The sequence below is a fragment of the Anabaena sp. PCC 7938 genome, from assembly GCF_049315035.1.
Taxonomy (GTDB): Bacteria; Cyanobacteriota; Cyanobacteriia; order Cyanobacteriales; family Nostocaceae; genus Anabaena; species Anabaena cylindrica.
In genome coordinates this window covers 4,081,938-4,107,000 of record NZ_CP186034.1, presented here as the reverse complement: position 1 = coordinate 4,107,000, position 25,063 = coordinate 4,081,938, and the positions used below count along the sequence as shown (strand labels likewise).

Below are 25,063 nucleotides of genomic sequence, written 5' to 3'. Positions count from 1 at the left end.
AAATAATATGAAACTACCAACTAATTTATTAAATTTGCCAAAATTATCTTTCAAGCAAAAACAAGTTTTTCTACTTATAATATTAATCATTTTAGGTTATCTTGGCAACTATTTTAAAGTAACACTTTTTTTCGGTGTGGACTTTTTATTTGGTAGTATAGCTGTTTTGCTTGTAGTAGCTATTTATGGATGCTTTTGGGGAACAATTGCCGCAATGATTAGCAGCAGTTATACCTACCTAGTATGGTCACATCCTTATGCAATTATCATCTTTACTTGTGAAGCGCTTTTTGTAGGATTACTATTACGTAAAAAAAGTCAGAATTTACTTTTATTAGATGGCATTTACTGGATTTTAATAGGTATGCCACTGGTTGCTATATTTTATGGTGGGGTATTAAATGTTGCTGAACTAGGAATGTGGCTAATTATAGTTAAGCAAGCTGTTAATGGTTTCTTTAATGCCATAATCTCTAGTTTAATAATTAATTATTTATCTATTGAGCAATGGTTAAAATGCAGAAAGACTAAACATACAATTTCTTGGCAACAATCCCTATTTACTGTATTGGTAGCTTTTGTGTTTTTCCCCGTCATGGCTATTAATATGAATAATGCCATACGCGCAGTTGAAGATCTTGAAAGCAACATTATTAAAGATATAAATTCATTTTCTGGAGAGTTAATAAATGATATAAAAAACTGGCAAGATAACAATACAAAGAGTTTAAGCACAATCGCTAATTCTTTTTTTCGGGTTAATGAAAATACCGCCATTGAATTTGATGAATCAATTATAGGAAATATTCAGCTGCTTTTACCTCAATTTAAGGAAATTTATATAGTTAATAGCTTAGGAGAAATTATGAAATCATCTCCACTGAATATAAAGTCATATATAAATATTAGTCAAAGGACTGATTTCCAGAAATTAAAAAAATATCAGTCCTCAGTCACAAGTGAAATATTATCTGTATCTATAGAAGGTAGAAAACATGATTTTTTGAACTTAGGTGTGCCAATTATCAAAGATAATAAATTCATGGGTGCTATTTTTGGTGAAATAAATCTAGAAGAATTAAGTAAAATAATTCGTAAAATACACCTAGAACAAGAATTTTATGTCACTATTTTAGATAAAAAAAGCCGAGTACTTTCCACTAATTTAGAAAAAATAAAGACACTAGAAACTTTTAATCCTTACCAAAATAAAAAAATCACCAACCTGCATCAGAATGTTGTTCATTTGCTACCAAACTTATCCAATGTACCAGCTATATGGAGGTGGGAAAGATCCATGTATTCGCAAACCAGTTCTTTAGATAATATTTTTTCAGCCAAATTACTTGTTCAAGTACCCACCAAACCCCAAATAGATTATATTCGTAAAATATATATCAAAAATTTATTAATCATGTTATTTACAGCTATCATAGCTTTGGTAGCTGCTATCATCCTTAGTAACAAATTAGTCAAACCTATGTTGAGATTAACTCAGATTACTACGGATTTACCACAAAAAATACTGGCACAAGAAGAGGTTATTTTAACAAATAGTAACATTGCCGAAATAGATTCTCTGACTCGCAATTTTCAATCTATGATATTGGCGCTAAATCAAATGTTTCAAAACATTATAAATACCAACGAAACACTTGAAGAACGTGTAGAAACTCGCACTCAGGAATTATCTAATATTAATGATGAACTAGCATCTGAAGTACACCGTAGACAAAAAGTAGAAGAAATTTTAAGGGAAAGGGAAGAACGTTACGAATTAGCAATTTCTGGTACTAATGATGGGATTTGGGATTGGAATCTGCTGACTGGGGAGATTTATTACTCACCTGCTTGGATGAGAATTTTGGGTTATGAAAACGAACTACTACCTCATTTATTATCTACCTGGTCAGATAATGTTCATGCTGATGAACTGGAACAAGCAATGCAGTATATAAATGACCACTTGGAGGGGAAAACAGATATTTATCAATGTAGCTATCGCATGAAACATCGCAATGGTAATTATATTTGGATAGCTGCAAAAGGAAAGTGTATTCGCAGTGAGCAAAATCAACCTTATCGTTTTGTAGGTATAATTACAGATATCACAGATAAAAAAATAGCTGAAGAACAACTCAAATCGGCGAAAGAAGAAGCGGAAATTGCGAACCTTACCAAGGGCGAATTTCTAGCAACTATGAGTCATGAAATCCGTACACCAATGAATGCAGTAATTGGTATGACTGGTCTGCTATTAGACACACAACTAACACCACAACAATTAGAGTTTGCAGAAATTATTCGTAACAGTGGTGATGCTATGTTGACGTTGATTAATGATATTCTTGATTTCTCTAAAATTGAGTCGGGTAAGTTAGAGATAGAAGAACAAATTTTTAACTTGAGAACTTGTCTGGAAGAATCATTAGATTTAGTAGCTCCCAAAGCTAGTGAAAAAGGATTAGAACTTGCTTATCTGATGTATCCAGAAACATATGAAGTAATTAGTGGAGACGTTACCCGTTTACGGCAAATTTTAGTAAACTTACTCAGTAATGCGATTAAATTTACTAATTCTGGTGAAGTGATCCTCTCTGTCACTAGTCAGATCAAAGATCAGTCAGATTCTGAATTTATTTCTCAACAAAACTCGCAGTTATACGAAATTAAATTTACTGTTAAAGATACAGGCATAGGTATTCCTGAAGATAAAATGCACAGGCTTTTCAAGCCATTTAGTCAAGTTGATGCTTCCACCACTCGTCATTATGGTGGTACAGGTCTAGGATTGGTAATTAGTAAGCGACTGACTGAATTAATGGGCGGTAAAATGTGGGTTGAAAGTACGGTTGGTCAAGGCTCTAATTTTATATTTACTATTGTTAGTCCTTTTGTTGGAAAGTCAGATATTAAATATGATTATCATCATCACCACTCAATCCATAATAAACGCTTACTGATAGTTGATGATAATATTAATAATCGTCAAGCACTGATTTTACAATCTCAGTCTTTTGGTATGGTTGGTGTATCCGCTGCGTCGGGAAAAGAAGCACTCAAGTATCTTCAGGAACAACAATTTGATATTGCTATATTAGATATGCAGATGCCAGAAATGGATGGTTTGACTCTGGCATCAGAAATTCGCAAGCTAAATAATTGTGAGCGATTACCTTTAGTGATGTTAACATCTATTGGTGATGGGCAGAGCAATACAAATTACCAGAACCTAAATCTTGAGTTTGTAGCTTATCTGACCAAGCCTATCAAGAAGGCCAATCTTTTAAATATTTTGATTAACATTTCAAAAAATAATGTTGTCATGCCTAAAGAGAATACTTATCAGGACACGCAATCAAAATTTGATTCTCATATGGCAGAAAAAATTCCACTCAAAATTCTTGTGGCTGAAGATAATGTGGTGAATCAGAAAGTAGCTATTAATATTTTACAACGTTTGGGATATCGTGCTGATGTAGCAGCAAATGGTTTAGAAGTATTAGTGGCTTTGCGTAGACAATCTTATGATGTGGTATTAATGGATTTACAAATGCCAGAAATGGACGGTTTAACTGCAACTCGTCAAATCTATAAGGAATGGCCCTTATCTAAACGTCCTTGGATTATTGCCATGACGGCTAATGCTATGCAGGGAGACCGGGAAAAATGTTTAGCAGCCGGAATGAATGATTACACAACAAAGCCAATTCGCATAGAGGAATTAACTAAGGCTTTAAGTAATTCTCAAAAGCAAGGTATAACTATAAATAATATTAATAATAATAAAACCGTTGAACCTATGACTAATGATGTGCTTGATTCCAAAGTTTTAGAAGAACTCAAAGATATTGTTTGCAGTAATAACGTAGAAGAATTTATCCAACTAATAGAATGTTATCTGGAAGATACACCCCAACGATTACAAGCGATTCATGATGCTATTATTCAAGAAAATGCAAAAACACTGCAATTAGAAGCTCATGCTCTCAAGTCTAGCAGTGCTATTGTTGGTGCTAAAAATTTAGCTCAAATTTGCAAAGGATTAGAAGATTTGGGACGGGATGCTAATTTAGCAGATGCAACATTATTACTATCCCAAGCTATGACAGAATATCAGCAAGTAGATGCAGCTTTAAAATTAGAATGTCAATAAGCCGGCAGTGGCACTTTTCAGTAAATTCTCATACCATAAAATCTTGTGCTATGGTATGGAAGTTAATTAATATTATTATTACTTATTATTTCGATTTATTTAGGTTTGCTGGAAAGACACATACAACCAGGATCACCACGCGATCGCTCTTAGTTGACACCAGCAGGTACTAAAATCCTTATGGAACATCAATATCATCAAGATATGGTATCCCCAAGCTAAATTCAAAATTCTATGCTTTCCCTCTCCCCCACTCTCCAAGCTAGACTTTCCCAACCTCTAAAAATTGGCTCATTTGAGGTTAAAAGCCGTGTTTTGCAGTCCCCATTATCGGGGGTGACAGATTTGGTATTTCGGCGTTTAGTGCGTCGTTATGCACCAGAATCAATGATGTATACCGAAATGGTGAATGCGACGGGATTACACTACGTCACGCAGTTACCCAAAATCATGGAGGTAGATCCCAACGAACGCCCAATTAGCATTCAGTTGTTTGATTGTCGTCCTGATTTCCTGGCTGAAGCAGCAATAAAAGCTGTTGCTGAAGGTGCGGATACAGTTGATATTAATATGGGTTGTCCAGTTAATAAAATCACCAAAAATGGTGGTGGTTCTTCCTTACTGCGACAACCGGAAATCGCAGAGGCAATTGTGCGGGAAGTTGTCAAAGCTGTTGAGGTTCCTGTGACAGTAAAAACCCGAATTGGTTGGAATGATCAGGAAATTACTATTCTTGATTTTGCCAAACGCATGGAAGATGCCGGGGCGAAAATGATTACCGTGCATGGACGTACCCGCGCTCAAGGTTACAATGGCAATGCCCGTTGGGAATGGATTGCACGGGTGAAAGAAATACTTTCGATTCCGGTAATTGGTAATGGGGATATTTTCTCTGTAGAAGCAGCAGTGAAATGTCTAGAAGAAACTGGTGCAGATGGGGTAATGTGTTCTCGTGGAACTTTGGGTTATCCGTTTTTGGTGGGTGAAGTTGATCACTTCCTGAAAACTGGGGAATTATTACCAGCACCAAATGCGATTCAACGCTTGGAATGTGCCAGAGAACATTTATATGCTTTATGGGAATATAAGGGTGATAGAGGTGTGCGTCAAGCCCGTAAACATATGACTTGGTATGCTAAAGGCTTTATGGGTGCGGCAGAATTGCGCGGACAGTTAAGTTTAGTGGAAACCGTGCAGCAAGGTTTGGATTTAATTGATAGAGCAATGGAAAAACTGGCAGCTGGTTATGAACCAGAAGCAGACGAACCAGCATATTTAGCAATGGTGTGAAGAATTTTCAAATTCGGGGGTTATTAAAAAACCGGGAACTATCCCGGTTGCATTGCGCTCAAGCTACTATTAGGATTGAATTTGGATTGTCAAAACAACGGAACTGGTGATAATTTGGGAAGGTCGCCAAGTGAGGAGCGATCGCTTAATTAATTCAATCAAACTTTGTTTGGTCACAGAAGAAGCTTGCTCATCCAGTACTAACTGTCTCACCCGTCCCTGATTAATCTGAAACTCAAACACTAACTCACCACTCATATCTTCAGGTAATGCAATTGATTGTAGATAATGAGTAATCTCATAGATCATTGACCGAGTTAGTCCTTTGATCTTCACTACCTGTAAACGTGGTGCTGGTTCATCTCCTTCTAGTAAAGCTTTTAGTTCTTCTAACTCTTCGGTTTCAGCATTGTTAATTGGTTGCTGAATAGATGCAGCAGGATAACCACGTCCTCTTGGTTCATCTAGACTACCTTCATTTAGACTACCTTCTGGCATATCAGCAAAGAGATTGATCGATTCATCATCTAGTAATGGTTCTGATCTAGTTGCACGTTTAGCTGACATCTCAGGTTCAAATAACACAGTTTCCAGATTACTAAACTCATCTTTTGCTAATGATTCAGGTGCGGGTGCAGCATACATGGAAGGTTGAGGACGTGAGAGAGATTCCCTTCTTGTAACTTTTTTAGTTACCATTCCCCCAGGAACAGCATTACCAAAAATACCCTGTTGGCTGACACCTGCCGGCATTTCTACAGGTACTTGCATAGACACAGAAGCTGGGTAAGGATGAACTCTAACTTCATCACTGACAGCAACAAAAGCAGTATATTGGGATAGCAATTGATAGGTTAATGCCGTATTTGTCACTGCTTCCACACCGACCTTTGTATCACCACTCACCATCTGATTCATCAAATCCTTAATGCGGGAACGTCCCCAAAGTTGTGCAATAGCAGGATTACCCATAACCTGAAAATTGATATTAAAGACGTATTGAGAGCGTCTACCATCCCCACTCATACCTGTAACGTGCAACTTGCCAGCACAACCATCGGGTTTACGTCCAAATAGCACTAAAGGCTGTTCAGCAAATAAATCTGGTGGTGTGGAAGGATACATGATGGGAAACTCACCATCACCTTCCCAATGCAATTGGATATTAGCAAAAACGGGATGATTAATTTGACGGAAGAATTTTTCCACCACCTCATTCATCGGCTCATCATGGCGGATAATGCGAGCAATACCCCTGCCTATTTCCGCAACTCGATTTAGCAAGAACCGATTCACAGAACTACCAGCACCAAAGCTATGCAGTCTAGTTCCTGGTTGCAGACAACGTTGTACTTCGGCAATAATCTGGTTCTCATTACCGATATAGCCATCAGTGAGTAGGACAATATTTCTTAAACGGACTGGATCTGTGACTGGGAAATTTAACACAGTTTGAATCCCCCGTAACATCTGCGTTCCTCCACCTGCATTTAAGCGATTGATATAATTAATTGCCCGTAAGCGATTTTCAGGAGTATTAACGAGGGGAACAGGTGAAAGTTGCTGTGTAGTATCGCAAAAATCAATAATGCTAAAGGTGTCATGGGGATTGAGTCCAGCGATAAACCGGCGCATTAATTCCTGACATTGCATCAATGGTGCGCCACTTTGAGAGCCGGATCTGTCAATCAAAAACACCATATCTTTGGGGACAAACTGATCTGGCTGGTACTGGAGTGCAGGAATTAGGTAAACAGCAAAATGTCCACCCCGTTCATCTGCTTGGGTGAGTACACTGGTTTGTGTGTTTTCCCCTGCTACTTGGTAACGTAGAATTAGGTCTTTATTGGGTATGGTGTCTCCACCTCCTAGTTGTATTTGTGCCAGATTTCCGTCACGGGTAATTTGGATATGATGAGAGGGTGAGTTAATATGACCTATTTCTACTCCAGCGTTAATTTCCACGGTGACATTAATATCATGGCTAGAACGTGTACCTGCGGGGAGGATGGGAGCATTCAAGCGAGAAGCATCTGGGACTAAATCGGTATCTTGATTGAGAGACATGGGTGCAGGTGCTGAACCTCTCCCGGCTGTATTGTCTTCAATACTTATGCCTGGAATGTAACGGGGGCCAACAACCATCGGAAAGACAAACTCATAATTTCCACCCTCAAATTTAAGACTTTCGGTGTAGCGAATAATCACATCAATTTGCTCACCGGGTTGAATGTTAGCGAGGGATTGGGTGAAAATATTGTCTCGTTCTTGTTCAAGAAGTCCGGCTGTGCGTCCTTGTTGTTTCGCTTGCTCGTAAATTTGCTGTGCTTCTTGGCGTTTTTTAATACTACCTTTGATCATTTTGTCACCAATCCGAATCAGCATATCATCAACAGCAGCTTCATCAGGTAAGGGGAAGATATAGGTAGCTTCTAAGGTAGTAGTAAAAGGGTTTTCAAAGCTTTGAGTAACTTCTACCCGTGAGATATTACCGACAACTTGAGCTTTGACTTCGGTGTGTTTGAGGGGAAAAGCTATAGGTTGTTGGTTAGGGGTGTAAATGTATAAACCACTGGGTTGCTGTTCTAATGTGCTAATCATATTTTTTACCTGACGCTTGTTTTTCTATGTCTCTAGCGTAGGTGGGTTTTTCAGGGAGATATGCTCACTTTTCTGCTCAGTTGATGCTCAGTGGTAGGTTTAGTTGGTATGTGGTAATGTCTTGTTAAACTTAATCCAATAATTCCATTGGCACCAACATCTTGGTTAGATAAAAACTAGCACGGCTCTTTGCTAGAAATAATTTACATCTATCTTGTAGTGCGATTACTGACGGTACAGTGCGTAAAAGTTTTTATTAGTGCTTCAGCGAGGTGAATCAATAATATAGTATGAAAATTGTTCAAGAAGTTTCTTTAATCAGTGTTGGGAGTTTTGAAGAATCAAGGGATTGGTCTATCATTCGTAGTGAAATTCGCGATGCTATATCTCTCATTGTCCATCCACCGGGTACACCCAACTTTACAATTAATCCCAAAAGACATGGTAACGGTGTCAAGCCAATAAAAGAAGCTTGCATGATTGCGTTGAGAGATAGATTTAGATGGAGGCTGGAAACTCCAATTAACTATTCAACCAAATCACCAGGAAGGGTGGATGCAACAAAGGTAATAGATAATTATCTTTTTGCTCTGGAGTGGGAAACAGGCAATATTTCCTCAAGTCATCGCGCAGTTAATAAGATGGTTCTCGGATTACTACGCGGTGTCTTTTTAGGTACTGCTTTGGTACTTCCTAGCCGAAAAATTTATCCTTACTTAACAGATAGAATTGGTAACTACGAAGAGTTAGAACCATACTTTGATGTTTGGCGAGCCGTTCAGATCCAAGAGGGTTTTCTGGCGATCTTCGTCATTGAACACGATCAGCTAGATAACAACGTACCAACACTTACTAAGGGAACAGATGGACGTGCATTAGTCTGAAAGTTTCTGTTATTAAATAGAGTAAGGAATTGGTAGTTGCAGTGCAGTAGTTTTACGTGGCTTTGATTTCTTACTTCCTCTTGCCGATTCCCATTCTTCCATGATTCCGTTAGCCAAATCAGTTAATCTTTCTACTGCTGGATCTGTATCCCCGATTTCTGAACCAATCCAGTAACGTTGTAACTTTTCTGCTGCATAAAATGTCGTACCAGATCCTGCAAATGGATCCACCACAATTTGTCCCGGATTAGATGCCATTGCAATAATTCGCTCTAGCATAATTGGCGCAAGTTCATTTGCAACTCGTTTTTTGTGTTGACGATGCCGAACTGCTGGAATGTCAATCCACATTTCTTCTGCCAACGTCCATAAAACTTCATTAGAATTAGCTTCAGAGACATCTTCCCAAACATCTTCTGGCACATCCCAAACATCCATTAAGTTAATACCATTCTGGTTAAGTTTTTTGCGATGTCCACCATAATCACGAATTTCTCCACCGCAATGGCGACAAACTTGAATTGGGGTGTAAACTTTATTGAAAACTGCTGGTTCCCCTTTAGTGTAATAGAGTAACCCGTAGTGAGCAGGAGACATTTTTTTCCCTCTGGGAAAAGCTTTCGGCATTCTGCAAGCAATCCAATGACGAAAACACATTCCTTGCTGATTCAGATATCCACCATATTCTATACACCATTTTGGCAAGTTAAATACAAATAAACTACCACCTGATTTAAGCACTCGAATACTTTCATCAAGCCACTGTTTCGACCATATTAAATATTGATTTGGATCTATTTTATCGTTAACACCTTCACCATATTCTTTCCCAAGATTAAAAGGTGGATCTGCAAAAATAATATCTACAGATTCATTGGGTAATGCTGACAAAAGTTTCAAACAATCTCCCTGATAGAGAATCCCATACTCACTCTTGTAAACCTGTTTTAATCCTTTTTGAGTGGCAACATCAGTCACAATCAGTTGAAAAGGCAGCATTAATTTAACCTTTATTAAATTAGTATAGCTTGAGTGTACAAATTTTTATTGTCAATTGTCAATAGAGTTTTGTTGAGAAGTTGTGCTACGAGGTTGATAGGGTTTTCCAGTAGGCTGGTTCTGATATCTCTCTATTTCAGCAGGTTCTATGTAGTAATAACGCCCAAGTTTATGAGCTATGATCTGACCATTTTTAATTAAGTCGTGTACTCGCTGACGGGTTACGCTAAGTAATTTGGCTGTTTGAGCAACCGAGAGTAACTCAGGAGTGTTGTTAGAAGCAGAGTCTGTCATACTACATATGATTTAGTTTCAAATCCTTCTCTACCAGATGCTGCGCGAACAGGCATAAATTTAATTCCTGGAATTTTCAGAGTGAATATATTGCCGTCGTCTCACTCAGAGTAATCCAATGTCAAGTACATTTTTTATTCAACTGTTAATTCTTTTTCTGTCTCTTTTGTCAAGTGTGTATTATACCAAATTAGATGATTTTACCCTGCAACCTTTAGAATTTGAAGGTATGGTATAAGCATTTCTAGATAAAGACGTACTGTAACAACCCAACTAATTTTTGCGTAATACTACCCCCGTCCTCAAAGGGTTTTAGGAGTTTCTGATCATGAATAGAGCGATCGCACACATTTGCAAAATCTGGTTGCGATTTCAGATATAATGTTAACTGTCAATTGAGTGTATGTCTTAATTCAGTATAAAAATTTACTTATTAACTTACCGTATCAGCCAAAAACTATAATTATGAAAGCATTTCTCTTCGTTACTGATTTAGATGACACGCTAGTAGGTGATAAAAAATCTTTAAACTTTTTAGAGCAATTGAACGAAGAATTAATAAATCATCGCAAGACATATGGAACTAAAATTGTTTATGCCACGGGGCGATCTCTAACTTTATACCAGCAACTGATAAACACACAAGAACTTTTAGAACCTGATGCTTTAATTACTGCTGTAGGAACTGAAATATACTTCAACTCTAATTACAAAACTCCCGACTTAAAATGGTCTAGTAAGTTATCAATTGGCTGGAATCGTGATTTGGTAGAGAAAATAGCCGCAAATTTTGAAGACTTAGTTCTTCAAAAAGCATCTGAACAACTTCCTTTTAAAGTTAGTTATCTTGTTAAGGAAGAAGCTGCTAAAAAAGTCATACCCCAACTCGATAATTTATTAAAAAAGGAAAACATTAAATTTAATTTAATCTACAGTGGAAACTTTAGTGGCAGCGAAAACCTGGAAAGCAAAAACCTGGATATTTTGCCTTTTGATACCGATAAAGGTTTAGCAATGAAGTATTTACAAAATGAATGGGGACATTCTGCTCACGAAACAGTTGTTTGTGGTGATTCAGGTAATGATATTGCCTTATTCAGCAGAGGAGAAGAAAGAGGTATTATTGTAGGAAATGCGCTTTCTGAATTACGGGAATGGTATACAGCAAACAAAACCGACTATCGCTATTTAGCAAAATCATTTTATGCTGAAGGTATTTTAGAAGGTTTGCGTCATTTTCAGTTTATTTAATCAGTATTCTTTGAGTTGTAAGGGAGTATCAGGGGCTGTATCGTTAATTGTGGCATTTAAAGCATCAAGACTAAAGCTAAATTGCGATCACACTCCAAAAACTTGTACATTATTCCGTTTCATTCATTAGAGAATGTTTGAAAACCAGAATATGGGTATAGTTTGTCATTTTGACTGGAATGCAGAGGAAGGGAGAATCTCTATTTTTCTGCAAGTTTATAATTTTAATCGAATATTTTCCTAACCCCAATTCCATTAACTTCATACTGGTTTAGCGAAAATAGTCAACAAAACTGGCCCTAATAAATAGTAGTGACCTAAACACAAAAGTCCAGCACCAGAACCTATTTTTTCACGCTGTTCTTGACTGTAGAATTTAATTCCAGCCGGAGAATTAGCCATTAATTGAAATGCTGAATTATTCTGAGCAGTTATATCAACTAAATAAAAACGTCCACCAGGAGAAAGTACCCGCGTTATTTCACTTAAAACTTGTTCTGGTTGCGGATAATGCAAGAAACTGATAGTACTAAAAACGGCATCAAATTGATCTTCAGCAAAGGGTAGTGATTCCGCATTACCTTCCAGATAAATTAACCGGGGACGATGACGATTATTTTGTCTAGCTACCCGCAACATTTGGGGAGATAAATCTAATCCTGTCCCCCGCAATTCAGAAAATTGACTTGCTAATTTATCTAGTAGTCTTCCAGTTCCACAACCTAAATCAAGTACATTTGCTTTTGCTGGTAATTCGACTTTTGAAAGCAATCTTTTATGAATAGCTTGATAAATAAAAGAGGGAAAAGTCCAATCGTAACTTGATGCCCAACGGTCAAAAAGTTGTTTTTTGTTATTTATAATGTTATTCATCGTTTCTAATTTATTGGTCTTTATAGCAATTCCCAATCTCATGAAATACACCCCACCCGCGCTGTCGCGCACCCTCCCCTTACCAAGGGGAGGGTTGGGGAGGGGTAATTTTGTATCTAACTAGAGTGAGAAAGGCTATATTTCATTATAACCTTATACAAAAAAGCAAAGGCACACAGTTTTGTTTGCACCTTTGCGCGAAATAGAAATTAAAATCTACAACCAGTCTCGATAAGCCGAAATTTCATTGATGGGAATTTCAAAGGGTTTACCTTTCCCAAAGGGTGGATAAACTCGAATTTTTGCGTCCTTGGTAAACCGTTCTAATCTATTACCCAATTGGGGAATATTGCTGACTATATGCCAGTAAGATACTATATCTGGGCAGTCAATGATCAGCATGAGGGTGGTGGTATTAGTTGTCATATACCACTGACAGTTAGATAATAGAACTTGGGTGATGCGATCGCACGCGTGATAGAAACACCTCCCAATAGATTGTTCAAATTCTAAATGTAGCATTCCATCCTGTTTAGTCACCTCCAGAGGAGGTAAATCGTCAGGAGGAAGCAGGGGAAGTTTAGACATAATTTCGCACCTCTTGATTGTAGCGCTGCATACTCTCTCGATTTTTTTGCAGAGACAATGATGAGGGTTTGAGCGCTAGTGTGCCGAGATTTAATTCATCTTGAAATTTCTTGATTCGGTCGCGACAGGTTTCGACATCGCCAATAATCGAATTTTCGAGCAAATAATCTTCCTCAAAACAGATATTTGTCCGATCAAATGGTTTCTGTGGCTGGGGACTATTCTGCATTACTTGAGTGGAATTAGCTGTCATTTTTTGGCTAAATTTGCGGATGAAAGGTAAGGCTTCACTCACCGCTTCATCGGTGGTTTTAGCAACAAAAAAGAACCGTGCTAACAGCAATTTATCTGCACCACTGGAATTTAATTGCCGATATTTGCTGACTGTATTCTTCAATCTTGTCAGGGAAAAGGGCGGCCCTCCCATTAAACCGAAGGAATTTTGAGCAGCATATTCAATCGTATCATCATCACCACTGGCAATATAGACGGGAATTGGTTTTTGTAGCGGCTGGGGATAGACCGTCAAGCGATCGCACTGATAGAATTGTCCATTAAATGATACGTCAGTTTCATATAATAGCTTTTGAATGAGTGCGATCGCTTCCACCATCCTCACACGGGATTCCGACATCAACACCCCAAAATGCTTATTCTGTTCAGGGAAAGGGCCACCTTTAGCCACTCCAAAAGCCAATCTACCACTACAAAGATTATCCAAAGTAGCAATATCCTCAGCCACCCTAATGGGGTCATGAAACGGCAATAATACTGCCCCCGTCCCTAAGCGAATAGTTGACGTAATACCCGCCAAATGTGCCATTAACAGCAAAAGTGACGGGCTGAGATTCGATTCATTAAAATGATGTTCACTCACCCAGGCTTCTTCAAAATCCAAATTTTCCGCCTGTTTCACCAGTAAAACTTGCTCAAAGATGGCGCGACGGGCATCTTGGTGATGATTTTCGTAATTGCAGAAAAGTCCTGTTTTCATTTTTGACGATATTCTAAGCAGCCACTAAATGCAACTCCAACCATAAACGCGGTTCAGATTGTTTAAGTTTTGACATGGGGTCGCGCAGTAATCGCTTCGCATTCATGCAAACCACCTGAATTAGTCCCATATTTCCTGCTATTTCTCTGAGTATTTCTTTTTGCGCTTTTACATAGGGCATCAGGTCTTCAGAACAATAAATCCCTATATATTGAAAGCGTTTAGCCGGTCGTCCCCAGAAGCAGGTAATCACTTTTACATGACACTTTTCCAGTAGTTCCCCAGTATTAGGGTAATAATGGTTAACGACTCTTGTGAATTCTTTAGCTAGGATATCTTCAGCAATCATTTGACTGATATTTCTGTAGCGTCCATCACTACCATTTAGCATAACATAAATTTGTCAATTAAGCATGACAAAACACCAATTTAAATCGATTTTTTGAAAAATTTTCCCAAAAAAAGAGTGATACTTTTATAAAAGTACCACTTCTGTATAATGACCATATATAATGAATTCAAAATTTGGAAATAGCAAAAATAAATTTTGAACTTTACCTAGCGAGAATTTCGTTCAGCGACTAAAACATCAGCTATAATATCTGGAATATTCTTTAAATCCAGATAGCCCTCAGAACCAGAAATAGGAGAACTAAATGTATAATTGGGGTCACAAGTTCCTGTATCATAAACTTGGATAAACCACTTATCAGGAAAACCTTCAACACCCAATTCTACAATATACCAAAACTCACCCGTTAACCGCGAGTTAAAGATAGTAAACCAATCTCGGTAATTTTCTGAGATGTTCCAATCTGCCAAGATAAACTCTAACGCTATTTGTCCAGCATCAGTTGAAGTCAATAACATTGTCACTCCTGATGTGCAACCTCAGTGGAAACTTCAGGATATAAACCCAATTGTTTAGCCAACTCTTTTGCTACAAAAAACAAAAATTGAGCGCCATCTTGATTTCCTTCATGGGCAAACATAGTAGCTACTTGTAGCATTGAATGTACCAACCCAGAATCAACCAATTCCGGCTGAGATTCTAAAATTTCTGGTTCCTGGCCATTAGGACATTGCAACAGTTCATCAATCAAATTAAAATACTGTGTTTGGCGTTCGTCTGTCATGATAATTTAGTTGATAGTGGATGAGAAAACTGAAAATTATTGCTCAATACTCTGTTGCCAAAGTCTTTCTAACATTTCGACTTGCGCTTTTAAAACAGCAGTACGATAGACAAGATACCTGTCATAAACAATAATGCCTAAGCCAATGCAAATAGGTGTAACCAAAACCAACCATTGCAAAATTGTAGCGATTTTATACTGTTCCACTAGAATTTGCAGTTGCACAAAAAAATTATGTTTGGATAATTTTTTGTTAGCTGGAGAGTGGGGAGTATTTATGCTCTCTGGCTGGGGAAATGTAGGTTCAGAACCTTTATTAATATTGGTGACTTGACAAGATAAATTCTGTGTCTTAACTAACTCTATATGTCGTTCCCAAATTAAATTAAAGACGATTATCCCTGGAGAAAGAACAGCTAAAGTAACCAAACCTACTGTTAGCACATTTAAAATTTTTAATTTCATCTTCACTCTCCCTTGCTAGGTAGCTATTCACCCAGTAAGAAAATATAGTTTATGGTTTATTGCTGCACCTTCCTTTTGCCAATTCTCAAACAAGCATCAAGTATTAGATTCTAAATATAGCCTTTCCCACTCTAGTTAGATACAAAATTACCCCTCCGCAACCCTCCCCTTCGCGACAGCGCGGGTGGGGTGTATTTCATGAGCTTGGGAATTGCTATATACATTTAGTAGTAAGAATTCAGGAGTCAGGAGGAACAAAGAAGGAAGAAGAAAATTTTTCCCTCTGACTGTTTCTTTTTCCTTGCTCTATCAAATATTCTGTATCCTGAATCCTTACATTTAGTAGATGACACCCAATTATTTAAAAGCATCTCAAATAATTTAAAAATTATCTGTGAATCTAAAACTTTAAATCTAAACTTGGCAGATTTATGAATCACCACTATTTGTGCAAAATACTCATAAATTATTACTAAGCAAGTGAAAATTTTAAAATCCCAAATACACTCCATTTAGTATTGACTAATACTGACAGGATTTAACCGCTTTTGAATAGAGATTTCTATCAAACTAGGGTTAAGAAGTCCCCCCTAGTTCTCTAGACTTTCATCTAGGAATTTCGGGGGGTAGAGGGGAATCTCTGCGTAAATCCTACTAACGTTTATAGCAGTCACCTCTCTTCAACACAGTTTACCCCAGCCGAATTAAGATTATTAAAATCATTAACATAGTACTCAAAGCTTATAAAACTGATCCAGTAAGACTTTAAAAAATTATTTGGGGTAGAGGTGCTAGTGTTTTCAAGAGGAGGTACTAGCATTTATCCACTGGGGGACGGGGATTTTTGTACTCAACTTAATGCTTTATTAGCTGATGTTTGAGGATATTTAATGGTGATTATTGTCCCTCAAAACTTGTACTCAAATGACAATATCTCATGACAAAGTAGACCTGAATTAAAAATAAACTAAACAACTCAAAAAAACAATTAAAATTCTTAAATTCTATGATCTCATCTTGACATCACTAAATTCTTCTGACTTTTATAACCTGAAAAATTACACCTGAACTCAAAATAATTGATACAAGTTTAGTAGCAAATTATCAGTCTTCTAGCGCTGTGTACCATTATGCTATTTACTCAAAACCCAGTCATTATAAAGATTTCTGGCAAAAACAATATCTAATTAACTAACTGTTACGTAACTACAAATTAAATGAGTAAAAACATATTATTATAAGTAGGGACGGAAAAGTAATATTTAGAATATTAGGAGTTAATAAATGCGAATTGCTAAAGACGTAACAGAACTTATTGGCAAAACCCCCTTAATTCAGCTGAACAAAATTCCTCAAGCGGAGGGAGTAGTTGCCAGAATAGTTGTCAAACTAGAAAGCATGAACCCAGCAGCTTCAGTCAAAGACCGCATTGGGTTGAGTATGGTACTTTCAGCCGAAGCAGATGGTTTAATTACCCCAGGAAAAACTGTTTTAGTTGAACCAACTTCAGGGAACACAGGAATAGCTTTAGCAATGGTAGCTGCGGCTCGTGGTTACAAATTGATTTTAACAATGCCAGAAACCATGAGCCAAGAAAGACGCTCAATGTTGCGTGCTTATGGTGCAACTTTGGAGTTGACACCAGGCCCCCAAGGAATGCGGGGGGCAATTAGCAAAGCTGAGGAAATTGTGGCTAATACTCCCGATACCTTTATGCTGCAACAATTTTGCAATCCAGCTAACCCCAAAGTTCACCGAGAAACGACAGCTGAGGAAATTTGGGCTGATACTGATGGGGAAGCAGATGTATTAATTGCTGGGGTAGGAACTGGGGGAACGATTACTGGTATTGCAGAGATACTTAAACAACGCAAACCAAGTTTTCAAGTAATTGCGGTTGAACCTAGCAACAGTCCCATTCTTTCTGGAGGTGAACCCGGCCCCCATAAAATTCAAGGGATTGGTGCGGGATTTGTCCCAGATGTATTGCGTCAAGAATTGATTGATGAGGTGATTCGGGTTAGTGATGACCAAGCGATGTCTTATGGTAGAAGATTAGCTAAAGAAGAAGGTTTATTATCAGGGATATCATCTGGTGCGGCTTTGTGTGCGGCTATTCAAGTAGGCCAACGCCCAGAAAATGCAGGTAAGTTAATTGTCATGATTCAGCCTTCTTTTGGTGAACGTTACTTGAGTACGGCGATGTTTCAAGAACTAAAAAATTAAATATGCATGGCTTGAATGCCCTGTGGAGACGTTTCATGGAACGTCTCTACAATATTCCACCTACTTAAGAAATTGCTGTCCCAAAAGCTATCCTCAGTCCCCAAAATACGATTAAAATTGCGATCGCTAACCAGTCACCTGTTTTCAATCTTAATTCTTGCCATTTGACTCTATGCTCATTTGGACTAGTAAAACCCCTGACCATCATTGCATTTGCCATTTGATCAGCACGCAAAAGCAGATTTTCTAAAAGTCGCTCAATCACAATTAACCAAACTTTAGCTGCTCTTTTTAATCCTAGCTTTTTCCAATTAATTGCTCTCGTCATCACAGAACGAATGAGATTTTGGACTTCTTCTAAAACTAAAGGAATAAACCGCAAAGATAGAGTGAGAGTTAACATCAGTTCTGTAACTGGGATTTTAAACCTCCGCAAGGGTTGCATTAAGCTTTCCATTCCCGAAGTGATTTCTTCTGGTGCGGTTGTCAATAAATATAAATTAGTGCTGTAGATTAAGGTAAAAACTATTGTACTCAAACTAATTGCTAAATTTAAGGAACGACGATTTACTTTAATTGGGCCTTTGTGAAATAATACATAGCTATATTCTTTATTATCTCTGACTGGCTCTAGACTCACTTTGTTATTCTGAGCAGTTGCTGGCTGAGTTAAAACTTGTTCATTAGCTGGTAAGCGTGGTTGATAATTTACAGCTAGTCCATCGGGACTGATAGCACCCAGCACCAACACCATAAATGATAACACCAACAGCCAGCCCATTTGTTGCCGCCATACTCGCAGCGGAATTTTGGCAAATAAGGTAAAAATAATTAATAATGCAACCAACAATACCCGCCAATAGTTGTTAGCTACAACATAGCTGGTGAGAAAGCTTAACAACCAAACTAACTTGACTCGCGGATCTAGCCTATGTAGCCAAGTTTCTGGTTGTTCTAAGTATAGTCCAAGGGGGAGCGATCGCAGTAAATCCATTCTTTAGTCATTGGTCATTGGTCATTGGTCATTAAACATCTGGTGGTAATTAAATGTGCGTGGATTGAAACCCTTGTAGAGACGTTCCGCCGGAACGTCTCTACTACAATCATTTTCACCAGATGTCTATTGGTCATTGGTCATTTGTTCATCACCAATGACCAGTGAATACTATTTTACGCGAGTTGCTCGATTGAGATTGCCAATTTCCGCATCCCGGACTTTCTTACTCCGCCAAAATACACGAATCGGAGTACCATCAAATCCTAATTGTTTGCGGAACTGTCTTTCAATGTAACGGCGATAATTATCATTAAAGCGTTGAGCATCGTTGACAAATAAAGCAAACGTTGGTGGTTGGCTACTTACTTGCGTACCATAATATATTTTACCTTGGCGACCGCCCCGTGAAGTTGGTGGAGAATGCCAGCTAATTGCATCTGTGAGGACTTCATTAACTACAGAGGTGGTGACACGGCGTTTGTGTGCCTCTGCTGCCTTATTCACCAATTCTAAAATCTTTTCTACCCGTTGTCCGGTTGTGGCACTGACAAAAATTATGTCTGCCCATTCGGTAAAATGTAACCGTGTTTCTAGGGTTTTTTCGTAGTCATAGATGGTGTAAGAGTCTTTTTCGACTGCATCCCACTTGTTAACTACGATAATGCAAGCGCGACCTTCTTCAATAATTCGCCCAGCTAATTTCTGGTCTTGTTCAGTGGCTCCATCTTCAGCATCTAACACTAATAAAACCACATCGGCGCGGCGAATTGCTTTAAAAGCGCGGTTAATGCTAAAAAATTCCGTACCGTATTCTATATGTTTCTTTTTGCGAATACCGGCGGTGTCAATTAAGCGATAGGTCTGCCCATTGCGCTCAATTTCAGTATCAATTGTATCACGAGTTGTGCCGGAAATGGGGCTAACGATCGCTCTTTCTTCCCCCACAAAGGCATTCAATAAGCTGGATTTGCCCACATTGGGACGACCGATAATGGCGACTTTAATCACATTATCTTCGGGGACATCCTTCACATCGGGGACGTGCTTAATTAACTCATCCAGAATTTCCCCAGTACCGCTACCATGAATTGCCGAAATCGGGAAAGGTTCACCTAAACCCAGTTCCCAAAATTCACTCGCTTGAATTAAGCCTTGGTCTGGTGATTCACATTTATTGACAGCCAGGAAAATTGGTACAGGTTGCTGACGTAACCAATCAGCAATTTCTTGATCTGCGGGCATTGGGCCTGTTTGCCCATCCACTACAAAAATCGCTGCACAGGCTTCTGAGAGCGCCATTAATGCCTGTTGGCGAATCAAGGGGAGAAATTCGGTATCATCGTTAAAGACTAAACCGCCTGTGTCTACTACTGAAAATTCGCGATCGCTCCAAAATGCTGGACGATAAGTGCGATCGCGTGTCACACCCGCTTCATCATGGACAATCGCCGCTTGATCACCAGCGAGACGATTAACCAGGGTAGACTTGCCCACATTTGGGCGGCCGATAATTGCAACAATTGGCAGTGCCATAAACTAGAGTTCTTCGTGCTGAGTGTTGTAGATGTGCTGAGTTTTATCTCTACGTTCTTCACCCAGCACGTTTTTAGAGAACTACTAATCATATCACATTTTTTGATAAAAACAACTTTGCTTTTTTATGTGTTTTTATTAATGCACATACAAGTATTTAAGCCTAATTTTAGATCCAAATACTAGTAATAACATCTATATTTAATTTCACTCGATTAAAAGCATTGTAATCAATTGTGTGAGTAACCCTAAATGGCTATAAATTATCGCTGAGGAGTGTAGTAAATATTGGTTATTTTTTTATATTCAAAACCATAGACATGAATTAAGTGGCTTTAATGTGTGTGTCTATACTCAATTCAAGTAAAAATAATTGTCAAATACGCTTTTATGCAACAGTCATATTTTCTAGTATTAATTTGTGGTCACAATAGCTTCAAAACTATTCGCTACAGTCAATGTCTGGTACATAGGAAAACAAAAATTATGAATAACAAACTGTTCACAAGCTTATCTATTGAACAGCAAGAAAGTGTTTCCGGTAGTGTAACATTAGATTCTTTGATAGCCCCTTTAAACACACCATCAATACCAACATTTGATATACCAACACCATCAATACCAATATTTGATATATCAACACCATCAACACCAACATTTGATATACCAATACTTGATACATTCCTAGCACCAAGAGAAATATAACCAATTAATTTACGGCATAATAGACTTAAATAGAAATTAGAAAACCGCTAGAATTAATATTTTCTAGCGGCTTTTATAATTATTAAATGGGAGTGCAAGATTAAAAACCACGATGACGCTGTTGATTTAATTTATCTGGGTAAAAGCTTATTATCTACACAAAGTTAACCTATCATTAGAACTGACAATTTGCCCTTCCCAAGAATTATACTGTCTGTTCCATTTCTGTCTCTACCTTCTGTCCAATTTTTGGTTCAGTACCTGCCAGCAATCTTTCAATATTACTGCGGTGACGGATAATTACATACAAACCCCCAGCGACACCAAGTAAAATATAGGGTAAAGGTTGATGGAAAATTACCATCAGAATAGAAACAGCAACAGCACCAGCAATAGAACTCAAAGACACAATTTTGGATATCGCTACAACAACAGCAAAAACACCTATTGTGGATAATCCAACCTGCCAACTTAAGGCTAACAAAATCCCCACACCAGTAGCTACAGATTTACCACCAGTAAAACCTAAAAAAACTGATTTACTATGACCTAAAATGGCAGCTAATCCGGCTAATGTTCCTAACCAAGGTTGCCATATTTCTACATTTAATGTTGATGGAATTAAATTTTGACTGGGTGCTAGATTAAATAAAGTATAAACGAAATTTATTGCTAAAACTCCCTTTAAACAATCAATTAATAACACAAAAGCCCCTGGAACTTTTCCTAAAGTTCTCAGTACATTTGTTGCACCCGTTGAACCAGACCCAACTTCCCGAATATCAATACCTTTTAACAGCTTCCCGGCAATATACCCAGTAGGGAAAGAACCCAATAGGTAAGCTAATAAAACAACTGCCCCACACAAAGTTAACCAAATAGCCATAATAATTCGTAATTCGTAATTCGTAATAGTGCTTCCAGAAGACTACACCAACGTGATTTCAATCAGTTAGAGCTTGTACCCTTTTCAATTAAGAATTAGTAATTATTTGGTCACTAGTCTAGATGAAAAAATCATGACCAATGACCAATCACTAATCACTAATCACTAATCACCAAATTAAAATTCATCATCAAAATCACGATCTCTCATGGTTTTGGGGTCAGGTGCAAAAGCTAACCACAAAGGGAATTGTAACAATCCTAAGCTAATTTGCTCCTCTGAATCATCAATGATAATTAAAGGCAATTGATTGGCTTTAACCAATCTATCTGCTTTTTGGGCTAAAGCTGTAGGTGCTTCAAACAAAACCACACCTCTATCAGGGCCAAAATCAGGACGGCCAATTCCCAAACAATCTTGTAAACCGCGTCGCCATTCACCTAAACGTTCCGGTGTATTCGCTAAAATTAGAGTACGCACCCTCTCTCCATGTAACTTGTGTAATATGGAAATCACCGCCGACGCAATCAAGATATTCTGCAAACGGCTACCCATTGTCCGTAAAGCACCCCGTCCCCCCAAGGTGAAAAACCAATTAGAAACTCGTTCTGCATGAATTGGTTCAAAGGTCCGTCGCAACTGCCACACAGCACCATAATAATCGGGTTGGTTGCGGTATTGGTCAATTAAACGGCGAATTTGTTTGGTTGTATCTTGAAACTGTTGTTGGGCCAGTTGCAATGTAGGTGGCTGTTGTTCAACAGGTTTAGCCTCTTTCACTGCTGGTTTTTCGCGTTCCCTCACAGCCGGAACAAGTTGCAATTGCTCTGCTGCTGATGCTAAATCTTGTAAACTACCTGTGAGATAGTCTTTAAAACCCTGTACTCGAATTGCCAAATCTTGAGATGTTCCCGCAAAGGTAGTTCGCATTTCATTACGAATACGTTCTTGACGGCGTTCTAGTTGTTCTACAGAAATTTGCAGTGCTTGTTTGCGTTGTTCTAACAGCACCAAAGACTCTTGCACCATTTTCGAGAGTGACGTTTGGGTTTCACTTACTTGTCCTTGAAGGGTTTTGTAAGTAATTTGTAATGCCGATATTTCCGCTTTTAGTGTGGCTTCAGTTGCTTGTAAATCGGCTACTCGTTGCCCTATTTGTGCATATAGTGAATTAAGCTCTGGTTCTGACTCCAGCACCCCAGTTTCTACTGCTAATTGTGGTACTAACTCGCTTTTAGATTCTTCTGTAGGTTCTACTGTAAAATCTTCGGGTTCTGTATTAGCGACGGATGATGTAAAAGATACATCATTTGTTTGTGGTTTATCTGCTGACGTTGGCGCTTCTGTTTTCTGTACTGACTCAGAAGATATAATTTCTAGGTTTTCACCTGTAGGATTTTGTTCTGGCGTTTCTTCCCACCATTCATCAATTGGTTTTGGGGTTTGAGATTCCTCTGGGTTCATAAACAATAGTAAATTCCTAATGATGCGAACAAATAGCTTTGAGAAATATATAACAGGGAACAGGGAACAGGGAACAGGCAAAAGGGTTGAAACTTTCTTCGTGTCTGTAGCGCAGCGTGGCGTAAGCCATATTTTATGAACAGTGTATGTCCTGAATATTTTGCAACTGCTATACAATTTTAAAGCATTCAATCCAAACTACTGAGCGCTAAATACGTGGACAACGCTGTTCTAAGCAAGATTTTAAGGCGTTGGGGTCAAATAAAATAGGCAGAAAGTGAATGCTATTAATTTCTTTAAAGTAAAACAAGATGGGAACTCTATTCCAGAAAATTCGCCAGTTTTGCCATTCTTGATAAGGAAAACGCCGAATTAACTTTTCTCCTCGGTAAATATCAAAGTCGGTGGCAGTGAATTGACAACGCAATGTTACAGCCTGCAACATCAGAAACAAACCCATCACCGTAAACACTCCTCCTACCCAAGGTTGTACTAGCAGGAGAGGAATGGCTGCAAGCACCAAGATGACAGGGATATTGTAACTTGGCTTGAGTTCCACAGTCGAGGTAGAATTAGGCGCTAATGAACTTGTCACAATTTTTTCTCCTGCTTTGTCAGTAGATATTAATCTTTTATTTTAGTCATTGGTCACTGGGAAGAGATTATAAATAATTTTCTCCCTGCCTCCTGCCTCCTTTACATCCCTGGTGATAATCCACTACCAGGACCCTGAAACATTAACCAAGAAAGAAAGAAGTTGCTAACAAAAATAATCAGCAAGGCTGTCACAACAGCTGTTGTGGTTGATTGTCCCACACCTTTAGCTCCTCCTGTTGTGGTTAAACCCCAGCTACAGCCGATAATGGCTATTAAAACACCAAAGCACCCGGCTTTAATCATCGCACTACAGATATCCCAGATGCCCAGAAAGTTACGGGCTGAGTCTAAAAATACTGTATCTGAGAGATTGTAAATGTTGGTGGCAATGATCAATCCCCCAAACATCCCAGTGATTAAGGATAGCAAGGTTAAGACGGGCAACATTAATAAACAAGCTAGGAGTCTGGGAATAACGAGGTAATCAATTGGGTCTGTTTTTAACATTAACAGGGCATCAATTTGCTCTGTAACTCGCATTGTTCCAATTTCCGCTGCAAAGGCAGAACCAACCCTTCCTGCCAAAATTACTGCTGTTAGCACTGGTGTGAGTTCCCTTGTCAAGGCTACCGCTAAAACTCCACCAACTAGGTTTCCTGCGCCAAAGTTGATAAATTCCCGCGCTACTTGAATGGTAAATACTGCACCTACGAAAATGGCTGTGATTAAGGCGATAAATAGGGAGTCTGGCCCAACTGCGGCTAATTGCTCTAGGGTATTGCGTCGATGGATTTTGCCCTTAAGTAGGTGAATTATGATTTGTCCACCCAAAAAAATCGCTGCCAGCAATCGCTGACTCCATGCTCCTAAACTGAATTTGGATATAGTCTGGCTCAATGTTCTTTAGCTAACTCGGTAACTGCTTTAAGAATAGCGAAAGTCATAGCTCATTTTTCATGAATTTTTTTTGTCTCTCTTTTTTTCAGGTCAAACGTTAACTTACTTTAAATACTTTCTCATAATAATGAATCTATTATTAAGCGTGATGTAATACATTTAGATTCGATTTTTGAAGATAAAAGTTCTATAAACCAATGGTTCTGGAGTTTACAAGCTCTTTAATT

The 25,063-nt window shown here is 38.3% G+C and carries 22 protein-coding genes; 6 read left to right on the top strand and 16 right to left on the bottom strand.

The genetic code is table 11. The features are described 5' to 3' along the window. Nucleotides 1–7 precede the first annotated feature (7 nt). Entirely contained in the window at nucleotides 8–4,156 is a 4,149-nt protein-coding gene (locus ACOWPH_RS18770) for a response regulator (RefSeq protein ID WP_015216904.1), read from the top strand. A 234-nt stretch (nucleotides 4,157–4,390) separates the two neighbouring features. Then, nucleotides 4,391–5,446 carry a tRNA dihydrouridine synthase DusB gene (dusB, locus tag ACOWPH_RS18765; RefSeq protein ID WP_015216903.1) on the top strand — a complete coding sequence of 352 codons (1,056 nt, stop codon included), beginning with the start codon at nucleotides 4,391–4,393 and terminating at the stop codon, nucleotides 5,444–5,446. Between the two features lie 69 nt (nucleotides 5,447–5,515). On the opposite strand, the gene ACOWPH_RS18760 is transcribed toward dusB, so the two are convergent. After that, nucleotides 5,516–8,047 carry a VIT domain-containing protein gene (locus tag ACOWPH_RS18760; RefSeq protein WP_015216902.1) on the bottom strand — a complete coding sequence of 844 codons (2,532 nt, stop codon included), beginning with the start codon at nucleotides 8,045–8,047 and terminating at the stop codon, nucleotides 5,516–5,518. A gap of 290 nt (nucleotides 8,048–8,337) precedes the next feature. Between ACOWPH_RS18760 and ACOWPH_RS18755 the strand changes: the two genes are divergently transcribed. Continuing rightward, complete coding sequence (locus tag ACOWPH_RS18755; RefSeq protein WP_015216901.1) at nucleotides 8,338–8,931, top strand: restriction endonuclease BamHI; 594 nt, start codon at nucleotides 8,338–8,340, stop codon at nucleotides 8,929–8,931. Nucleotides 8,932–8,943: 12 nt separating this feature from the next. On the opposite strand, the gene ACOWPH_RS18750 is transcribed toward ACOWPH_RS18755, so the two are convergent. Both ACOWPH_RS18750 and ACOWPH_RS18745 read right to left on the bottom strand, forming a co-directional pair. Beyond that, entirely contained in the window at nucleotides 8,944–9,930 is a 987-nt protein-coding gene (locus tag ACOWPH_RS18750) for a DNA-methyltransferase (protein WP_015216900.1), read from the bottom strand. Between the two features lie 51 nt (nucleotides 9,931–9,981). Beyond that, the gene (locus ACOWPH_RS18745) at nucleotides 9,982–10,224 is read right to left on the bottom strand and encodes a helix-turn-helix domain-containing protein (protein ID WP_015216899.1); all 243 of its coding nucleotides are present in this window, start codon (nucleotides 10,222–10,224) and stop codon (nucleotides 9,982–9,984) included. A gap of 465 nt (nucleotides 10,225–10,689) precedes the next feature. Between ACOWPH_RS18745 and ACOWPH_RS18740 the strand changes: the two genes are divergently transcribed. Beyond that, complete coding sequence (locus ACOWPH_RS18740; RefSeq protein ID WP_015216897.1) at nucleotides 10,690–11,475, top strand: sucrose-phosphate phosphatase; 786 nt, start codon at nucleotides 10,690–10,692, stop codon at nucleotides 11,473–11,475. Between the two features lie 261 nt (nucleotides 11,476–11,736). Here the strand turns inward: ACOWPH_RS18740 and ACOWPH_RS18735 are convergent, their stop codons facing one another. The 7 genes from ACOWPH_RS18735 to ACOWPH_RS18705 form a co-directional block, all read right to left on the bottom strand. Beyond that, the gene (locus ACOWPH_RS18735) at nucleotides 11,737–12,348 is read right to left on the bottom strand and encodes a class I SAM-dependent methyltransferase (RefSeq protein WP_042466172.1); all 612 of its coding nucleotides are present in this window, start codon (nucleotides 12,346–12,348) and stop codon (nucleotides 11,737–11,739) included. Nucleotides 12,349–12,564: 216 nt separating this feature from the next. Continuing rightward, entirely contained in the window at nucleotides 12,565–12,936 is a 372-nt protein-coding gene (locus tag ACOWPH_RS18730; RefSeq protein ID WP_015216895.1) for a hypothetical protein, read from the bottom strand. Continuing rightward, nucleotides 12,929–13,930, bottom strand: coding sequence for an LLM class flavin-dependent oxidoreductase (locus ACOWPH_RS18725; RefSeq protein WP_015216894.1), 1,002 nt, complete (start codon nucleotides 13,928–13,930; stop codon nucleotides 12,929–12,931). The genes ACOWPH_RS18730 and ACOWPH_RS18725 overlap by 8 nt, the downstream gene beginning before the upstream one ends. A 13-nt stretch (nucleotides 13,931–13,943) precedes the next feature. Then, entirely contained in the window at nucleotides 13,944–14,321 is a 378-nt protein-coding gene (locus tag ACOWPH_RS18720) for a hypothetical protein (protein ID WP_015216893.1), read from the bottom strand. Nucleotides 14,322–14,488: 167 nt separating this feature from the next. Continuing rightward, entirely contained in the window at nucleotides 14,489–14,800 is a 312-nt protein-coding gene (locus ACOWPH_RS18715; protein ID WP_015216892.1) for a hypothetical protein, read from the bottom strand. A 2-nt stretch (nucleotides 14,801–14,802) separates the two neighbouring features. Continuing rightward, nucleotides 14,803–15,066 carry a hypothetical protein gene (locus tag ACOWPH_RS18710; RefSeq protein WP_015216891.1) on the bottom strand — a complete coding sequence of 88 codons (264 nt, stop codon included), beginning with the start codon at nucleotides 15,064–15,066 and terminating at the stop codon, nucleotides 14,803–14,805. A gap of 36 nt (nucleotides 15,067–15,102) precedes the next feature. Then, nucleotides 15,103–15,531 (bottom strand): hypothetical protein, encoded by a 429-nt coding sequence (locus tag ACOWPH_RS18705; RefSeq protein ID WP_015216890.1) that lies wholly within the window; start codon nucleotides 15,529–15,531, stop codon nucleotides 15,103–15,105. Between the two features lie 1,284 nt (nucleotides 15,532–16,815). Here ACOWPH_RS18705 and cysK point away from each other — a divergent pair. Beyond that, nucleotides 16,816–17,757, top strand: a complete 942-nt coding sequence (gene cysK / locus ACOWPH_RS18700) for a cysteine synthase A (RefSeq protein ID WP_015216889.1) — start codon at nucleotides 16,816–16,818, stop codon at nucleotides 17,755–17,757. Nucleotides 17,758–17,821: 64 nt separating this feature from the next. Here the strand turns inward: cysK and ACOWPH_RS18695 are convergent, their stop codons facing one another. Further along, nucleotides 17,822–18,751 (bottom strand): energy-coupling factor transporter transmembrane component T family protein, encoded by a 930-nt coding sequence (locus tag ACOWPH_RS18695; RefSeq protein ID WP_015216888.1) that lies wholly within the window; start codon nucleotides 18,749–18,751, stop codon nucleotides 17,822–17,824. Nucleotides 18,752–18,922: 171 nt separating this feature from the next. After that, entirely contained in the window at nucleotides 18,923–20,287 is a 1,365-nt protein-coding gene (gene der / locus ACOWPH_RS18690) for a ribosome biogenesis GTPase Der (RefSeq protein WP_015216887.1), read from the bottom strand. A 486-nt stretch (nucleotides 20,288–20,773) separates the two neighbouring features. On the opposite strand from der, the gene ACOWPH_RS18685 reads away from it, so the two are divergent. Beyond that, the gene (locus ACOWPH_RS18685) at nucleotides 20,774–20,992 is read left to right on the top strand and encodes a hypothetical protein (protein ID WP_015216886.1); all 219 of its coding nucleotides are present in this window, start codon (nucleotides 20,774–20,776) and stop codon (nucleotides 20,990–20,992) included. Nucleotides 20,993–21,197: 205 nt separating this feature from the next. On the opposite strand, the gene plsY is transcribed toward ACOWPH_RS18685, so the two are convergent. The 4 genes from plsY to ACOWPH_RS18665 form a co-directional block, all read right to left on the bottom strand. Beyond that, nucleotides 21,198–21,878 carry a glycerol-3-phosphate 1-O-acyltransferase PlsY gene (gene plsY, locus ACOWPH_RS18680; protein WP_015216885.1) on the bottom strand — a complete coding sequence of 227 codons (681 nt, stop codon included), beginning with the start codon at nucleotides 21,876–21,878 and terminating at the stop codon, nucleotides 21,198–21,200. A 177-nt stretch (nucleotides 21,879–22,055) separates the two neighbouring features. Then, on the bottom strand, nucleotides 22,056–23,342 hold the full coding sequence (locus ACOWPH_RS18675) for a DUF3086 domain-containing protein (RefSeq protein ID WP_015216884.1): 1,287 nt from the start codon (nucleotides 23,340–23,342) through the stop codon (nucleotides 22,056–22,058). Nucleotides 23,343–23,550: 208 nt separating this feature from the next. Then, nucleotides 23,551–23,937 carry a DUF3119 family protein gene (locus ACOWPH_RS18670; protein WP_015216883.1) on the bottom strand — a complete coding sequence of 129 codons (387 nt, stop codon included), beginning with the start codon at nucleotides 23,935–23,937 and terminating at the stop codon, nucleotides 23,551–23,553. A 101-nt stretch (nucleotides 23,938–24,038) separates the two neighbouring features. Next, nucleotides 24,039–24,836: an MlaE family lipid ABC transporter permease subunit gene (locus tag ACOWPH_RS18665; RefSeq protein ID WP_015216882.1), complete on the bottom strand. Its 798-nt coding sequence runs from the start codon at nucleotides 24,834–24,836 to the stop codon at nucleotides 24,039–24,041. Nucleotides 24,837–25,063 lie beyond the last annotated feature (227 nt).